The following is a 14,092-nucleotide window of genomic DNA, read 5'->3' as shown; positions in this document are numbered from 1 at the left end:
CGGCGGCTTCCCTTTCCTTGCAGCGAGGTACTTCATGAAAACCACCGCACTGACCCTCGAATTCCAGGGCCCCCTGGCCACCATCACGCTGACCCAGCCCGAAGTGCGCAATGCCTTCAGCGACGAGGTCATTGCCGACATTACCCACGCCTTCCACGCCGTGGGCAAGCGCAGTGACGTGCGCGCCGTGGTGCTGGCCGCCGAGGGCCCGGCCTTTTGCGCAGGCGCCAACCTCAACTGGATGCGCCGCATGGCCGACTACTCGCGCGACGAGAACCGCGAGGACGCCGGCCTGCTGGCCGAGATGCTGCGCGTGATCTACGAATGCCCGCAGCCCACCATCGCGCGCGTGCAGGGCGATGTCTATGCGGGCGGCATGGGCCTGGTCGCGGCCTGCGACATGGCCGTGGCCGCCGAGGGCGCGGGCTTTTGCCTGTCCGAAGTGAAGATCGGCCTCATCCCCGCCACCATCAGCCCCTACGTGATCCGCGCCATGGGCGCGCGCGCCGCCCACCGCTACTTCCTGACCGGTGAGCGCTTCGACGCGGCCGAGGCGCTGCGCATCGGCTTCGTGCACCGCGTCGTGCCCGCCGAAGAGCTGGACAACGCCGTGGACGGCCTGCTCAAGCACCTGGTCAGCGCCGGTCCCGCCGCCGCCCGCGCCTGCAAGCGCCTGGTGATCGACGTGGCCGAGCGCGAGATCAACGAGCAGCTGATCGCCGCCACCGTCGAAGGCATCGCCGACATCCGGGCCAGCGCCGAGGGCAAGGAGGGCGTGCAGGCCTTCCTGCAAAAGCGCAAGCCGGCCTGGCTGGCCTGACACGCGCAGGCTGCCCATTCATCGCGCCACCACCGAGCAACGCCGAGCCAACGCCGAGCCAACACCATGAGCACCCTGACCGACTCCCTCGTCCAGTGGCTGCAGTCCGTGGGCCTGTACCCGGGCCCGGCCGTGCACCACACGGTCAGCGAGGCGGCTGGCGAAGTGGCCGAGCGCGTGGGCCAGGCCACCAGCGGCATGGACATGGCCGGCCTGCTGGCGCTGGCCGCCGCACTGGGCTGGGCCAGCGGTTTCCGGCTCTACGCCGTGGTGTTCGTGACCGGGCTGCTGGGGGCGCTGGGCTGGGTGGTGCTGCCGGGCGGGCTGCATGTGCTGGAGCATCCGGCCCTGCTGTTCGCCAGCGGAGCGCTGCTGTTCGTGGAGTTCTTCGCCGACAAAATCCCCGGGGTGGACTCGGTCTGGGACCTGCTGCAAAGCGTGATCCGCATCCCGGCGGGCGCGGCGCTGGCGGCCGGCGTCTTCGGCGCCGACAGCGCGACCATGGCCACCATGGCGGCCCTGATGGGCGGCTCGCTGGCCCTGTCCAGCCAGGTGGCCAAAAGCACGACGCGCGCGGCCATCAACACCTCGCCCGAGCCGTTTTCCAACGTGGGCGCCAGCCTGGTGGAGGACGGCGCCTCGGTGGGCGCGATCTGGCTGGCGCTCACGCACCCGCTGGCCTTCGCCGCCGTGCTGCTGGTCGTGGTCATCGCGCTGTGGCTGCTGACCTGGGCGCTGTGGCGCTTTCTCAAGGCCGTGGTGCAGCGCCTGCGCGCGCTGTTCGGCGGGTCTCCCGCGATGAATCAAAAACCATAGCCGCCGGTCGCCGAATGACCGGGGCTGCAGAGAAAACACTGGAGATAACGCATGTTCAAGAAGATCCTGATCGCCAACCGCGGTGAAATCGCCTGCCGCGTCGCGGCTTCCGCCCGCCGCATGGGCGTGCGCACCGTGGCCGTGTACTCGGACGCCGATGCCCGCGCCAAGCATGTGCAGGCCTGCGACGAGGCCGTGCACATCGGCGGCAGCGCCCCCAAGGACAGCTATCTGCGCTGGGAACGCATCCTGGAGGCCGCCAAGGCCACGGGCGCCCAGGCCATCCACCCCGGCTACGGTTTTCTCAGCGAGAACGAGGAATTCGCCCAGGCCTGCGCCGATGCCGGCCTGGTCTTCATCGGCCCGCCGCCCTCGGCCATCCGCGCCATGGGCCTGAAGGCGGCCTCCAAGCAGCTCATGGAAAAGGCCGGCGTGCCCCTGGTGCCCGGCTACCACGGGGCCGACCAGGACCCGCAGCTGCTGCAGCGCGAGGCCGACCGCATCGGCTACCCCGTGCTGATCAAGGCCAGCGCCGGCGGCGGCGGCAAGGGCATGCGCCTGGTCGAGCGCAGCGAGGACTTTGCCGCCGCCCTGGCCAGCTGCCAGCGCGAGGCCATCAACAGCTTCGGCGACGACGCCGTGCTGGTCGAGAAATACGTGCTGCGCCCGCGCCACATCGAAATCCAGGTCTTTGGCGACACCCAGGGCAACTGCGTCTACCTGTTCGAGCGCGACTGCTCGGTCCAGCGCCGCCACCAGAAGGTGCTGGAGGAGTCCCCCGCGCCCGGCATGACGCCTGCGCTGCGCCAGAAGATGGGCGAGGCCGCCGTGGCCGCCGCCCAGGCCGTGAACTACGTGGGCGCGGGCACGGTGGAATTCATCGTCGAGCAGCCCGGCGGCTACGACCAGCCCGAGGCCATGAAGTTCTACTTCATGGAAATGAACACCCGCCTGCAGGTCGAGCACCCGGTGACCGAGGCCATCACGGGCGAGGACCTGGTGGACTGGCAGCTGCGCGTGGCCAGCGGCCTGCCCCTGCCCAAGCGCCAGGACGAGCTGCGCATCACCGGCCATGCCATCGAGGCGCGCATCTGCGCAGAAAACCCCGACAACGGCTTTCTGCCCGCCACCGGCACCCTGCATGTCTACCGCAAGCCCGACTGCGCCAGCTTCCATGTCGGCGACGTGCGGGTGGACGACGGCGTGCGCGAGGGCGATGCCATCAGCCCCTTCTACGACTCCATGATCGCCAAGCTCATCGTGCATGGCGACACGCGCGAACAGGCGCTGGCGCGGCTCGATGCCGCCCTGGCCGAGACACGCATCGTGGGCCTGGCCACCAATGTGCAGTTCCTGCGCCAGGTCATCGCCAGCGATGCCTTTGCAACCGCCAAGCTGGACACGGCGCTGATCGAGCGCGAGAAGCAGCATCTGTTCCACCAGCAGCGCCTGCCGCAGGCCCAGGCCGTGGCCGCCGCCGTGGCCCAGATACTGCAGGCCGAGCGCGCGCAGGAAACCGCCGACCCCTTCAGCCGCCGCGACGGCTGGCGCTCGCACGGCGTGGCCGAGCGGCGCTGGGACTTCCGCCAGGGCGAGGCCGCCGTGCCCGCGCGCCTGCGCTACCTGCATGACGGCGCGCTGCAACTGGCCGTGGGCGAGGGCGAGTCCCTCGCCGAGGGCCTGCTGTCCTGGCAACAGGCCGGGGACGGCGCCTTCGACGTGCAATTCGCGGGCCAGCGCCTGCGCGCCCAGGTCCATGTGCTGGGCGAGCAATGCCATGTGTTCGCTCCCCAGGGCGCGGCCGTGCTGGGCCTGGCCGATCCGCTGGCCCATGCGGGCGATGTGCATTCGGAAGGCGGCCGCCTGACGGCGCCCATGCCGGGCAAGGTGGTCTCCTTTGCCGTCAAGGCCGGCGACAAGGTCAGCAAGGGCCAGCCGCTGGCCGTGATGGAGGCCATGAAGATGGAGCACACCATCGCCGCGCCCGGCGACGGCGTGGTGGCCGAGCTGCTGTATGCGCCCGGCGACCAGGTGACCGAAGGCTCCGAGCTGCTGCGCCTGGAAAGCTGAGCCCGCAGACAAGACAGTTTTGCGCAAAAGTCGCGCGTGGGCGTCGCCAGGCCGTTAGGCTTGGCCACCTATGCGAGTGACTTTCTGCTGCGAAGACACCAGGCCCGACGCCTGGCTGCAAGGACTGCGCGCGGCCCTGCCGGGCGCCGAGGTGGACATCTGGTCGCCGGGCGCGCCGCAGGCCGACTACGCTCTGGTCTGGGCGCCACCCCAGCGCTTCATCGACGAGCAGCCGGGCCTCAAGGCCCTGTTCAACATCGGCGCCGGCGTCGATGCGCTGCTGCCGCTGCGCCTGCCGGCCGGGCTGCCCGTCTACCGACTGGAGGACGCCGGCATGGCCGTGCAGATGGCCGAATACGTCAGCCAGGCCGTGATCCGCTTCTTCCGGGGCCTGGACGGCTACGAGGCAGACATGGCCGCCGGCCTGTGGCAGCACCGGCCCAATCCTCGGCGCGTGGACTTCCCCGTGGGCGTCATGGGGCTGGGCTGCATGGGCGAGCGCGTGGCGCGCGCGCTGACGGTGTTCGATTTCCCCGTCAACGGCTGGAGCCGTACGCCGCATGCCATCGACGGCGTGCGGGGCTTCTGCGGCCCGCAGGACTTCGACGCCTTTCTGCGCGCCACCCGCATCCTCGTCAACCTGCTGCCGCTGACACCCGAGACCGACAGCATCATCGACGCGCGCAGCCTGGCCCTGCTGCAGCCGGGCGCCTATGTGATCAACGTGGGACGCGGCGGCCATGTGGCGGACGAGGACCTCATCGCCGCCATCGACGGGGGCCATGTGTCCGGCGCGTTGCTCGACGTGTTCCGCACCGAGCCGCTGCCCGACGGCCATGCCTTCTGGCGGCATCCGCGCATCACGCTCACGCCCCACACCTCGGCCCGCACCCTGGCGCGCGACAGCGTGGAGCAGATCGTGGGCAAGGTCGCCGCGCTGAGCCGGGGCGAGGCCGTGAGCGGCCGCGTGGACCTGCAGCGCGGCTACTGACGGGCGCGCTCAGTCCAGCGTCACGCCGGTGCTGCGCACCAGCGCATCCAGGCGCTGGGAGTCGCTCCTGATCAAGGCACCGAATTCGGCCGCCGTGTCGCCCACGGCCGGCGTGCCTATGGCCTCCCAGCGCGTGCGGAAGGCCGGGTCCTTGAAGACGGCGTTGACCGTGGCATTGAGTTTGTCGATGGCAGCGGGCGGCGTGCCCGCGCGCACGGCAATGCCATGCCAGCCCGTGATCTGGTAGCCGGGCACGCCGGCCTGGGCCATGGTGGGCACGTCGGGCAGCACCTTGGTGCGCTCGGCCGAGGTGACGGCCAGCGGGATCAGGCGCCCGCCCTGGATGTGCTGCAGCGAGCTGCCCACGATGTCGAACATCACGCCCACCTGGCCGCCGATCAGGTCGTTGAGCGCCGGTCCCGCACCCCGGTAGGGCACATGGCCCAGCTTGACTTGCTCCATGGAGTTGAACAGCTCGCCCGCCAGGTGCTGGGGCGTGCCGTTGCCGGCCGAGGCAAAGCTCAGTGTCTTGCCCGTTTTGGCCAGGGCCAGCAGCTCGGCCACGGTCTTGACGCCCAGCGAGGGATGCACTTCCAGCACCAGCGGGAAGGCCGACAGCTGCACCACGGGCTCCAGGTCCTTGAGCGGGTTGAAGGGCATGCTCTTGTACAGCGAGGAATTCACGGCCATGGGGCCGCTGGCGGCCAGCGCCTGCGGTGTGACCGGCAGGGCTTGGTGGTCGGCCGGCTGCTTGTAGGCGCCGATGGGGGCCACGGTGATGATCAGTGGGTCGTTCCACTGCGACGTGTTTGACGTGGGACCGGCGTGCTCATGGCGTGTCCTGTGCCTGCTCCGGCACCGGCAGCTCGCTGGCCAGCAGGGCCAGGCCCTGGCGCAGCAGCGCGTCGTAGCGGGCCCGCTCGGCCAGGCGGCGCTCCTCGGGCCAGTCGAAGAAGCCCTTTCCGGTCTTCATGCCCAGATCGCCCCGTGCCACGCGATCGCGCAGGGCCTGGGCCGGCACATCGGTGTTGGACAGCGTGGGGTACATGGTGGCGGCCGCTGCGCAATGCACCTCGATGCCCGCATGGTCGCGCTGCAGCACGGGGCCGGCCGCCAGGAAGCGGAAGCCGAAACCGAAGCGCACGGCGGCATCCACATCCTCGGGCGAGGCAATGCCCTCGTCGATGAGGGCGAAGGCCTCGCGCGACAGCGCATGCTGCATGCGGTTGGCCAGAAAGCCGGGCTTGTCCTTCTTCACCAGCACCGGCACGCTGCCGCAGCCGCGCATGAAGGCGTGCAGCCACTGGCCCAGGGCCGGGTCGCTGCGCTCTCCCAGCACCACCTCCACCAGCGGCACCAGGTGGGCGGGCATGAAGAAGTGCAGGCCCAGCATGCGCTGCGCCGTGGGCAGGCCGCTGGCGATGGCGCTGATGGGAAAGCCCGAGCTGTTGCTGGCCAGCACGGCGTCGGCCGGAGCATGCGCCTGCAGCTCGGCGAACAGCGCCTGCTTGGCGTCCAGCCGCTCGGTGATGCATTCCACCACCAGGGCCACGCCATCCCAGGCCACATCCTCCAGCGCCGCGCAGACCGAGACCTGGGACGCGCACCGGGCGAAGCCGGCCGTGGCCAGCTCGATGGCAATGTGCTGCAGCAGCAGCAGCTCGCGCCGTGCCGCGCCGGGGTCGACCACGGTCACCAGGGCGCCGCCCCGGGCCAGGACCACGGCCACATCGGCACCCATGGTGCCTCCCCCGACGACCACCGTGCGCGCGTTGCGCGGCGAACTGCTGTGCATGCTGTCTCCCGCTGATTTCATGGATTTGAGGCGCAGTCTAGGTAGCCGCCATTGAACGGTAAAGACGCATTTTTCGATAAACTGATCGGTCATGAAGATCAATTGGTCGGCCCGCGAGGTCGATGTCTTTCTGGCGCTGGCCGATTCGCTGAGCTTTCGGCGCACGGCGCTGCAGATGCACCTGTCGCAGTCGGCCGTCTCGGGCACGCTGGCGCGGCTGGAAGAGATGCTGGGCGCGCGCCTGTTCGAGCGCACCACACGCGCCGTGGAACTGACCCAGGCCGGCGAGGTCTTCGCCGAGCAGGCGCGCATCCTGCGCCACCAGATGGACGAGACCGTGCGCCGCGTGCAGGAGGTGGCCCAGGTGCAGGTGGGCCGGCTGGCGCTGGCGGCCCTGCCGTCGCTGGCTGCGGGCCTGCTGCCCCGCGTGCTGGCGCGCTTTGCGGCCGAGCATCCTGGCGTGCACCTGGAGCTGTTCGACAGCCTGGCCGGGCCGGCCTTCGACATGGTGCGCGCAGGCCGCGTGGACTTTGCGCTCACGGCGGCCAACCCCGCCTATGCCGACCTGGACTACCTGCCGCTGGCCTCCGACCGCTTCGTGCTGCTGCTGGGCCGCGGCCATGCGCTGGCGCGCGGGCGCGGCGATCTGGGCTGGGCCGACGTGGCCCATCTGCCCCACATCTCCATGCCGGCCGGCACCAGCGTGCGGCAGTACGCCGACGAGGCCCTGCTGACCCACGGCATACGCTTTGCGCCCCAGTACGCCGTGGAGCACCTGGCCACCATCGCGGCCATGGTGGCTGCCGATCTGGGCGTGAGCGCGCTGCCGCTGCTGGCCGCGCAGGTGGTGCAGCGGCCGGAGGTGGTGGCGCGCCCGCTGGCACGGCCGGTGCTGCGCCGCCCCATCGGCCTGGTGCGCCTGAGCGGCCGCCGCCTGTCGCCGGCTGCCGCGCGCATGGTGGAGATGCTGCGCGAGGAAATGGCGGCCCTGCCGGGCTGAACGGGGCGCTGGCAGCCGTTGTGCATGGCCCGGCAGGATATGGGGTGGTGCCCGGACCTGCAAGACTGGACAATAGGGGCCGTACCCGTCATCCCGGTGAGAACACCCCATGAGCATTCCTTCCCGCGTCAAACTCGTCGATGTAGGCCCCCGCGACGGCCTGCAGAATGAAAAACAGCCCGTGCCCGCCGCCGTCAAGATCGAGCTGGTGCACCGCCTGCAGGAAGCCGGCCTCAAGGAAATCGAGGTCACCAGCTACGTCAGCCCCAAATGGGTGCCGCAGATGGCCGACAACGCCGAAGTCATGGCCGGCATCGTCCGCCGCCCCGGCGTGCGCTACAGCGTGCTCACGCCCAACATGAAGGGCCTGGAGGCCGCGCTGTCGGCGCCGCGCGAACTGTGGCCCGACGAGATCGTGGTCTTCGGCGCAGCCAGCGAGGCCTTCAGCCAGAAGAACATCAACTGCTCCATTGCCGAAAGCATCGACCGCTTCGCCCCCGTGGCCGAGGCCGCACGCGCCCAGGGCATCTACGTGCGCGGCGCCATGAGCTGCACCGTGGGCTGCCCCTACGAAGGCGAGATCGCCCCCGAGCGCGTGGCCTACCTGGCCGGCCTCATGAAGGGCATCGGCGTGCAGCATGTGGGCGTGGCCGACACCATCGGCGTGGGCACACCCGTCAAGGTGCGCAAGGCCATCGAGGCCACGCTGCAGCACTTCGCCATCGACGATGTCTCGGGCCACTTCCACGACACCTACGGCCAGGCCGTGTCCAACACGCTGGCCGCGCTGTCGCTGGGAGTGTGGCAGTTCGACACCTCGGTGGCGGGCCTGGGCGGCTGCCCCTACGCCAAGGGCGCCACGGGCAATGTGGCCACCGAGGACGTGGTCTACATGCTGCAGGGCATGGGCATAGAGACCGGCATCGACCTGGACAAGCTGATTGACGCTGGCCAGTTCATCAGCGACCACCTGGGCCGCCCCACGCAATCGCGCGTGGCCAAGGCACTGCTCACCAAGCGCGCCAGCGCGTCTGCATGCGAGGCGGTGTGAGCATGTGCGGATCTGAACTCCACCATCTTCCCGAAGGCGTGCAGCGCGTGGCGGCCTTCCTGCAGCAGGCCGGCCATGGCGAGGGGCCGCGCATGCTGGACGGCGCGGCGCGCACGGCCCAGGAAGCGGCCGACCAGCTGGGCATCCTCGTGGGCCAGGTGGCCAAGAGCATCATCTTCCGCCGCCGCAGCGACGGCGTGGCCGTGCTGGTCGTGGCCTCGGGCGACCGCCGCGTGGACGAGAAGAAGGTCGCTGCCCTGGTCGGCCCCGTGGGCCGTGCCGATGCCGATTTCGTCAAGGCGCAGACGGGTTTTTCCATCGGCGGCGTCAGCCCCGTGGCCCATGCCAACACGCCCGTGACCCTGGTGGACCGGGAACTGCAGCGCTTCGACACGGTCTGGGCGGCCGCCGGCCATCCGCATGCGGTGTTCGCGGCCACGCCGGCCGCGCTGCAGGCCCTGGCCGGTGCGCCCTGGGCCGACGTGGTGCAGGAGGTGGCGGCATGATGGGCCCCAAGGAAATGCTGGCCCACAAGGCCGGCGCAGCCTTCGCTGCGCGCGCTGACGACGAGCCCGTGCCATCGCCCTGCATCTCGGTCTGCCGCATGACGCCGGACCGCAGCCATTGCGAAGGGTGCTTTCGCACCATCGACGAGATCCGTGCCTGGTCCAAGTCCGATGCGTCGCAGCGCCTGGTCATCTGGAACGCGCTGCTCGAGCGTGCGGGCATCACGGTCGCCGTCCCCTAGACCCCCTGGACTGCACTGCAGGAGCCTGCCGCCATGAAGCAGATCACCTTCCATCTCGACTTCGTCTCGCCCTATGCCTGGCTGGCCTTCGAGCAACTGCCTCAGGCCCTGCAGGGCATCAGCCACCACATGCAGTACCGCCTCGTGCTGCTGGGCGCGCTGCTGCAGCGCCATGCCAACCCGGGGCCGGCCGGCATCGCGGGCAAGCGCGAGTGGACCTACCGCCATGTGAGCTGGCTGGGCCATGCCATGGGCGTGGGGCTGGACATGCCGGCCCGCCATCCGTTCAACCCGCTGCCGCTGCTGCGCCTGGCGCTGGAATGCAGCGACGACGGCACGGTCAACCGCTTTGTCGCGGGCACGGTGCTGCGCCATGTCTGGCTGGGCGGCGCCGACGCGCTGGACCCGGCGCGGCTCGACGCCCTGCGCGCCACGCTGGCGCCACAGCTGCGCACGGATGCGGCGGACAACGCCAAGCGCCTGCTGCGCGAGAACACCGACGCCGCGGCCGCGCAAGGCCTGTTCGGCGTGCCGGCCTGGGAAGTCGACGGCCGCCTCTTCTGGGGCCTGGACAGCCTGCCCATGCTGCGCGCCTACCTGGAAGGCGACAGCTGGTTCGACAGCGGCTGGGATGCGGCTGCAAGCGTGGAGCAAGGCCTGAAGGTTTGAATGGCGGGGCTGGAACAACGGCCCCGCCCCATGCCCAACGCCTTCAACTTCGCCGCCTCGCCCTTCGACTGCCTCACGCCCGACGAACAGGCGCTGGTGCGCGATGGCGTGGACATCGCCTACTTCCCCGAGGGCGCCGTGGTGCTGGACGCCGGCTCGGCGCCCACCCACCTCTTCGTCATCATCAAGGGCCATGTGGTGCAGACCGAGGGCGACGAGGTCCTGGCCAGCTACGGCCCCGACGACAGCTTCGACGGCCGCGCCCTGGTGGCCGGCCGCACAGGCAGCCGCTTCACCGTGGCCGAGGAGCTCATCGCCTACCAGCTTGCGCGCGAAACCGTGGGCGAGCTGATCGCGCGCAACACGGCCTTTGGCGCCCTGCTGTTCTCCGACCTGGGCCACAAGCTGGGCACATTGGCCCAGCGCGCCGACCGGCACGAATTGCAGTCGCTGACGCTGGCGCGCGTGGACCAGGCCTATCTGCGTGCCGCCCATGTGGTGGATGCGGCCACCGACATCGTCTCTGTGGTGCGCCTGTTCCATGCAGAGCGCACGACCAGCGTGCTGGTCTCGGGACTGCCGCAGGGCGGCCTGGGCATCTTCACGGGCACCACGCTGCAGCGCGCCATCCTCGACGGCCGCCCGCTGGAGCGGCTGGCCGTGGGCGAGTTCGCCAGCCAGCCCGTGTTCACCGTGCGCGCCGACGACCAGCTGGGCGATGCCCTGGTCGTGCTGCTGCGTGCGCGCGTGCACAGGCTGGCCGTGCTCGATGCACAGGGCCAGGTGCTGGGCATCCTGGAGGCGCTGGACCTGTTCAGCTTCCTGGCCAACCACTCCCACCTCATCACGGTGCAGATCGAGCAGGCCGCCGACCTGCAGGCGCTGGAGCAGGCGGCTGCCCAGATCACGCGCCTGGTGGCCGCCCTGCACCGGGGCGGCACGCGCATTGCCCTCATGGCGCGCCTGGTGCAGCAGCTCAACGCCCGTTTGTTCGAGCGTGCCTGGCAGATGCTGGCGTCGCCGGACCTGGTGGCCCACAGCTGCCTCTTCGTCATGGGCAGCGAGGGGCGCGGCGAGCAATTGCTCAAGACCGACCAGGACAACGGCCTGCTGCTGCGCGACGGCTATGCGCCGCCCCAGGACCTCGACGCCATCTGCGCGCGCTTTTCCGCGCAGCTGCAGCGCTTCGGCTACCCCGAATGCCCGGGCGGCATCATGCTCAGCAATCCGCTGTGGCGCGGCACGGTGGCCGACTTTGGCCGTCGTGTGCGCGAATGGCTGATCCTGCCCAGCCCGCAAGGGCTGATGCACCTGGCCATCTTTCTGGACGCCCACGCCGTGGCAGGCGATGCAGCCTTGCTCGCGCAGGTTCGGCGGGACCTGATGGCGCTGGCCCTGGACAGCGACGCCCAGGTGGCGCGCTTTGCCTCGGCCGTCGACGCCTTCGCGCACGAGCCGGGCAGCTGGTGGGAGCGGCTGCTGGGCCGTGGTGACGAGGGGGCGCCCGTGCACCTCAAGAAGGCCGGCATCTTTCCCATCGTCCACGGCGTGCGCAGCCTGGCGCTGGCCCACCACATCGCCGCCACGGGAACGGCCGAGCGCCTGGCGGCCCTGGTGGCCGAAGGCGTGCTCGATGAAGTCCAGGGCCGCGAACTGCTTGAAGGACTGCACTTTCTCATGGGCCTGCGCCTGCAGGCGGGCCTGGCCGAGATCGACCTGGGTCGGCCCGTCACCGGCCATGTGGACCCGGCGCGCCTGAGCAGCCTGGAGCGTGATCTGCTCAAGGACACGCTGGCCGTGGTGCGGCGCTTTCGGGAACTGCTGCGCCAGCGCCTGCGGCTGGACGCGGTATGAGCGCGGCACCCCTGTCGAAATGGGTGGCGGGCCTGCGGCGCAACTGGCAGCGGCGCAGGCTGGCGGACCCCGCCTATGACTTCCTTTTCGGTGCGCCGCCGCCCGGCGAATGGGTGGCGCTGGACTGCGAGACCACGGGCCTGGACGTGCGCAGCGACGAGATCGTCTCCATCGGCGCCGTGCGCATCGTGGGAGAGCGCATCCTGTCCAGCGAGCGCCTGGAGCTGCTGGTGCGCCCCTCGCGCAGCGTGCCAGCGGACAGCGTGCGCATCCACCGCCTGCGCGAGCGCGACCTGGCCCGGGGCCTGGCCATCGAGGACGCGCTCGCGCAGCTGCTGCGCTTCATCGGCAGCCGGCCGCTGGTCGGCTACTACCTGGAATTCGACGTGGCCATGATCGAGCGCGTGCTGCGCCCCTGGCTGGGCACGGGCCTGCCCAACGAGCGCATCGAAGTCTCGGCCCTGTACTACGACCACCGCTTCCGGCAGCTGCTGCCCTGGCAGCAGCAGGCGCCCGAGATCGACCTGCGCTTTGCCACGCTGATGGCCGACCTGGGCCTGCCCCGGCGAGAGGCCCACGACGCGCTCAACGACGCCGTGATGGCAGCGCTGGCCTTCATCAAGCTGCGCAGGCTGGCCGGCGGGACGCCGGCCCCGCTGCATCAGCGCAAGGCGGACGGCGAATAGCCGAAGCGCGCACGGAAGCGCTCCGAAAAGCGCGCACGCGACTGGTAGCCACAGGCCTGGGCGATGTGTTGCAGGCTCCAGCCGGTGGTCTGCACCAGCAGCATGGCGTGGTGCATGCGCGTGTCCACCAGCAGTTCCTCGAAGCGGACGCCCTCGCCGGCCAGGCGCCGGCGCAGCGTGGCCTCGCTCATGGCCAGCGCGCTGCCGGCGCTGTGCGCTGTCCAGTGCTGCTGGGGCGCCTGGGCAATGAGGGTGCGCAGGCGCGAGGCCGTGCCGGGCGGGCCCGCGCGGCGCAGGATGTGGCCGCGCTCCGCGAGCGCGGCGAGCAGGTCCATCAGCCGGTAGCGCAGCCGTTCGTCGCTGAGAGTCGGCGACGGCACGCTGGCCAGCACCTGCCGCAGAGCGTCTTGCAGGTCGTCGTCCAGCGGCAGTTGCCGAAAGGCCTGCTCGTCCAGCGGCAGCGCTGCGGGCTGGGCGCGTGTGCGGTGGAACGCCTCCAGCAGCTCGGGCGACAGTGCCAGCAGCACGGAGCGAAAGGGCTGTCCGCCGCTGCCCGGTGTCTTCATCAGATCGGCGCTGGTATGCGCCTGCACCAGCAGCAGGCAAGAGGGCGTGTCCACCGTGGTCTGGTGGCTGCCGTCGTGCAGGTCCAGCCTGCCTGCCGCCACCAGCAGCAGGCAGGCTTCATGGAACAGGAAGCGCGGCGTATGCCGGGCCTGGCGCAGGCTGGGCTGCGCCAGGCTGCACAGGCCGGCCCGCACCACGGGGGCGGCAGAAGGCAGCAGCCAGTGGCTGCCGGGCACCGGGTCGCCGTTCAGGTTCAAGCGGCGCAGACCGCAGGGTTCAGGCTGTACAGGCCGGTGATGCTGGCCTTGCCCAGCACCTGGCCGGCTTGCAGCGCCGCGCGCACATTGGCGCCGGTCAGTTCGCCGGAGACCGCCAGCGTGGGCGTGGCCAGCGCATAGACGGTGAAGACGTAGTGGTGGACGATGCTGTCGTTCCACGGGGGGCAGGGGCCGTCGTAGCCGTAGTAGTCGCCCTTCATCTGCTCGTCGCCCGCGAACCAGCCCGTGTAGTCGTTGATGCCGTGGCGCAGGCCGCCGGGGGCGGCCGGGCCGCTCTTGCCGCGCGGCGTGACGCCGTCGGACTGGGCACCTGCCGCGATCTCGGTGGTGGCGGCCGGAATGTCCAGCAGCAGCCAGTGGAAGAAGTCCACGCGCGGCAGGCTGGCCGGCACTTCGCGGCCTTCCTGGTTCACATCGTCGCCGCGGCTGGGCACGTCGGGATCGTGGCAGACCACGACGAAGGACTGCGTGCCCGCAGGTGCGCCGCTCCAGGCAAGGTGCGGATTGCGGTTGGACGACAGCGCCACGTGGGATGCCGCATCGGGCACGGCGAACGCGAATTCGCCGGGGATGGCCTGGCCGTCCTGGAAGCTTTGGCTGGTGAGTTGCATGTCGGATGGATCCTGTGCGTTGAAGAGAGAAGTCATGCTGCACGAAGCGCTCGGCAGACCCCCGAGTCTAGGGGCGGGGAAAACGCAGGACATCGCCCATCCGCTCAAAAGGCTTCTCCAGCCGATCAAACTGAGT

Annotated in this window: 14 protein-coding genes and 1 pseudogene; 11 read left to right on the top strand and 4 right to left on the bottom strand. The window is 70.4% G+C overall.

Annotated features, from left to right (window positions below; all coding sequences use genetic code 11):
• Positions 1 to 34 precede the first annotated feature (34 nt).
• From ACF8LI_RS24460 to ACF8LI_RS24445, 4 genes are all read left to right on the top strand, one after another.
• Positions 35 to 820 carry an enoyl-CoA hydratase/isomerase family protein gene (locus ACF8LI_RS24460; protein ID WP_034363212.1) on the top strand — a complete coding sequence of 262 codons (786 nt, stop codon included), beginning with the start codon at positions 35 to 37 and terminating at the stop codon, positions 818 to 820.
• Positions 821 to 886: 66 nt separating this feature from the next.
• Complete coding sequence (locus ACF8LI_RS24455; protein WP_034363214.1) at positions 887 to 1,636, top strand: DUF4126 domain-containing protein; 750 nt, start codon at positions 887 to 889, stop codon at positions 1,634 to 1,636.
• A gap of 51 nt (positions 1,637 to 1,687) precedes the next feature.
• Positions 1,688 to 3,706, top strand: a complete 2,019-nt coding sequence (locus ACF8LI_RS24450; protein WP_209671731.1) for an acetyl/propionyl/methylcrotonyl-CoA carboxylase subunit alpha — start codon at positions 1,688 to 1,690, stop codon at positions 3,704 to 3,706.
• Positions 3,707 to 3,776: 70 nt separating this feature from the next.
• On the top strand, positions 3,777 to 4,697 hold the full coding sequence (locus ACF8LI_RS24445) for a 2-hydroxyacid dehydrogenase (protein ID WP_392414438.1): 921 nt from the start codon (positions 3,777 to 3,779) through the stop codon (positions 4,695 to 4,697).
• Positions 4,698 to 4,706: 9 nt separating this feature from the next.
• Here ACF8LI_RS24445 and ACF8LI_RS24440 read toward each other — a convergent pair.
• Both ACF8LI_RS24440 and ACF8LI_RS24435 read right to left on the bottom strand, forming a co-directional pair.
• Positions 4,707 to 5,456 (bottom strand): annotated as a pseudogene (locus ACF8LI_RS24440) (tripartite tricarboxylate transporter substrate-binding protein); the annotation flags it as partial.
• Between the two features lie 70 nt (positions 5,457 to 5,526).
• Positions 5,527 to 6,492, bottom strand: a complete 966-nt coding sequence (locus ACF8LI_RS24435; RefSeq protein ID WP_392414437.1) for a 3-hydroxyacyl-CoA dehydrogenase family protein — start codon at positions 6,490 to 6,492, stop codon at positions 5,527 to 5,529.
• A 91-nt stretch (positions 6,493 to 6,583) separates the two neighbouring features.
• Here ACF8LI_RS24435 and ACF8LI_RS24430 point away from each other — a divergent pair, with 91 nt between their 5' ends.
• From ACF8LI_RS24430 to ACF8LI_RS24400, 7 genes are all read left to right on the top strand, one after another.
• Positions 6,584 to 7,492 (top strand): LysR family transcriptional regulator, encoded by a 909-nt coding sequence (locus ACF8LI_RS24430; RefSeq protein ID WP_012207762.1) that lies wholly within the window; start codon positions 6,584 to 6,586, stop codon positions 7,490 to 7,492.
• A 109-nt stretch (positions 7,493 to 7,601) separates the two neighbouring features.
• Positions 7,602 to 8,543: a hydroxymethylglutaryl-CoA lyase gene (locus ACF8LI_RS24425; RefSeq protein ID WP_017404202.1), complete on the top strand. Its 942-nt coding sequence runs from the start codon at positions 7,602 to 7,604 to the stop codon at positions 8,541 to 8,543.
• 2 nt (positions 8,544 to 8,545) lie between these two features.
• Complete coding sequence (locus ACF8LI_RS24420) at positions 8,546 to 9,049, top strand: YbaK/EbsC family protein (protein ID WP_016452780.1); 504 nt, start codon at positions 8,546 to 8,548, stop codon at positions 9,047 to 9,049.
• On the top strand, positions 9,046 to 9,291 hold the full coding sequence (locus ACF8LI_RS24415) for a DUF1289 domain-containing protein (RefSeq protein ID WP_016450040.1): 246 nt from the start codon (positions 9,046 to 9,048) through the stop codon (positions 9,289 to 9,291). The genes ACF8LI_RS24420 and ACF8LI_RS24415 overlap by 4 nt, the downstream gene beginning before the upstream one ends.
• 33 nt (positions 9,292 to 9,324) lie before the next feature.
• A complete protein-coding gene (locus ACF8LI_RS24410) occupies positions 9,325 to 9,960 on the top strand; it encodes a DsbA family protein (RefSeq protein WP_392414436.1) in 636 nt (211 codons plus the stop codon).
• The gene (locus ACF8LI_RS24405) at positions 9,961 to 11,814 is read left to right on the top strand and encodes a putative nucleotidyltransferase substrate binding domain-containing protein (protein ID WP_392414435.1); all 1,854 of its coding nucleotides are present in this window, start codon (positions 9,961 to 9,963) and stop codon (positions 11,812 to 11,814) included.
• Entirely contained in the window at positions 11,811 to 12,500 is a 690-nt protein-coding gene (locus tag ACF8LI_RS24400; RefSeq protein WP_312840078.1) for a 3'-5' exonuclease, read from the top strand. Before ACF8LI_RS24405 ends, ACF8LI_RS24400 begins: the two co-directional genes overlap by 4 nt.
• Here the strand turns inward: ACF8LI_RS24400 and ACF8LI_RS24395 are convergent.
• Entirely contained in the window at positions 12,476 to 13,324 is an 849-nt protein-coding gene (locus ACF8LI_RS24395) for an AraC family transcriptional regulator (protein ID WP_017407741.1), read from the bottom strand. The genes ACF8LI_RS24400 and ACF8LI_RS24395 overlap by 25 nt on opposite strands.
• Positions 13,321 to 13,956: a YbhB/YbcL family Raf kinase inhibitor-like protein gene (locus ACF8LI_RS24390; RefSeq protein WP_016450045.1), complete on the bottom strand. Its 636-nt coding sequence runs from the start codon at positions 13,954 to 13,956 to the stop codon at positions 13,321 to 13,323. The genes ACF8LI_RS24395 and ACF8LI_RS24390 overlap by 4 nt, the downstream gene beginning before the upstream one ends.
• Positions 13,957 to 14,092 lie beyond the last annotated feature (136 nt).

This window comes from Delftia sp. WSY_12 (assembly GCF_043104645.1).
In the GTDB taxonomy this organism is placed as follows: Bacteria; Pseudomonadota; Gammaproteobacteria; order Burkholderiales; family Burkholderiaceae_C; genus Comamonas; species Comamonas tsuruhatensis.
The sequence above is the reverse complement of the archived record's forward strand: the minus strand, read 5'-3'. Positions and strand labels throughout refer to the sequence as shown.

Bases quoted from the DNA above. Each gene is read 5' to 3' on its own strand.
- ACF8LI_RS24445 (WP_392414438.1), top strand. From the start codon at position 3,777: ATGCGAGTGACTTTCTGCTGCGAAGACACCAGGCCCGACGCCTGGCTG.
- ACF8LI_RS24435 (WP_392414437.1), bottom strand. From the start codon at position 6,492: ATGCACAGCAGTTCGCCGCGCAACGCGCGCACGGTGGTCGTCGGGGGA.
- ACF8LI_RS24390 (WP_016450045.1), bottom strand. From the start codon at position 13,956: ATGCAACTCACCAGCCAAAGCTTCCAGGACGGCCAGGCCATCCCCGGC.
- ACF8LI_RS24450 (WP_209671731.1), top strand. From the start codon at position 1,688: ATGTTCAAGAAGATCCTGATCGCCAACCGCGGTGAAATCGCCTGCCGC.
- ACF8LI_RS24415 (WP_016450040.1), top strand. From the start codon at position 9,046: ATGATGGGCCCCAAGGAAATGCTGGCCCACAAGGCCGGCGCAGCCTTC.
- ACF8LI_RS24425 (WP_017404202.1), top strand. From the start codon at position 7,602: ATGAGCATTCCTTCCCGCGTCAAACTCGTCGATGTAGGCCCCCGCGAC.
- ACF8LI_RS24410 (WP_392414436.1), top strand. From the start codon at position 9,325: ATGAAGCAGATCACCTTCCATCTCGACTTCGTCTCGCCCTATGCCTGG.
- ACF8LI_RS24460 (WP_034363212.1), top strand. From the start codon at position 35: ATGAAAACCACCGCACTGACCCTCGAATTCCAGGGCCCCCTGGCCACC.
- ACF8LI_RS24420 (WP_016452780.1), top strand. From the start codon at position 8,546: ATGTGCGGATCTGAACTCCACCATCTTCCCGAAGGCGTGCAGCGCGTG.
- ACF8LI_RS24430 (WP_012207762.1), top strand. From the start codon at position 6,584: ATGAAGATCAATTGGTCGGCCCGCGAGGTCGATGTCTTTCTGGCGCTG.
- ACF8LI_RS24400 (WP_312840078.1), top strand. From the start codon at position 11,811: ATGAGCGCGGCACCCCTGTCGAAATGGGTGGCGGGCCTGCGGCGCAAC.
- ACF8LI_RS24455 (WP_034363214.1), top strand. From the start codon at position 887: ATGAGCACCCTGACCGACTCCCTCGTCCAGTGGCTGCAGTCCGTGGGC.
- ACF8LI_RS24405 (WP_392414435.1), top strand. From the start codon at position 9,961: ATGGCGGGGCTGGAACAACGGCCCCGCCCCATGCCCAACGCCTTCAAC.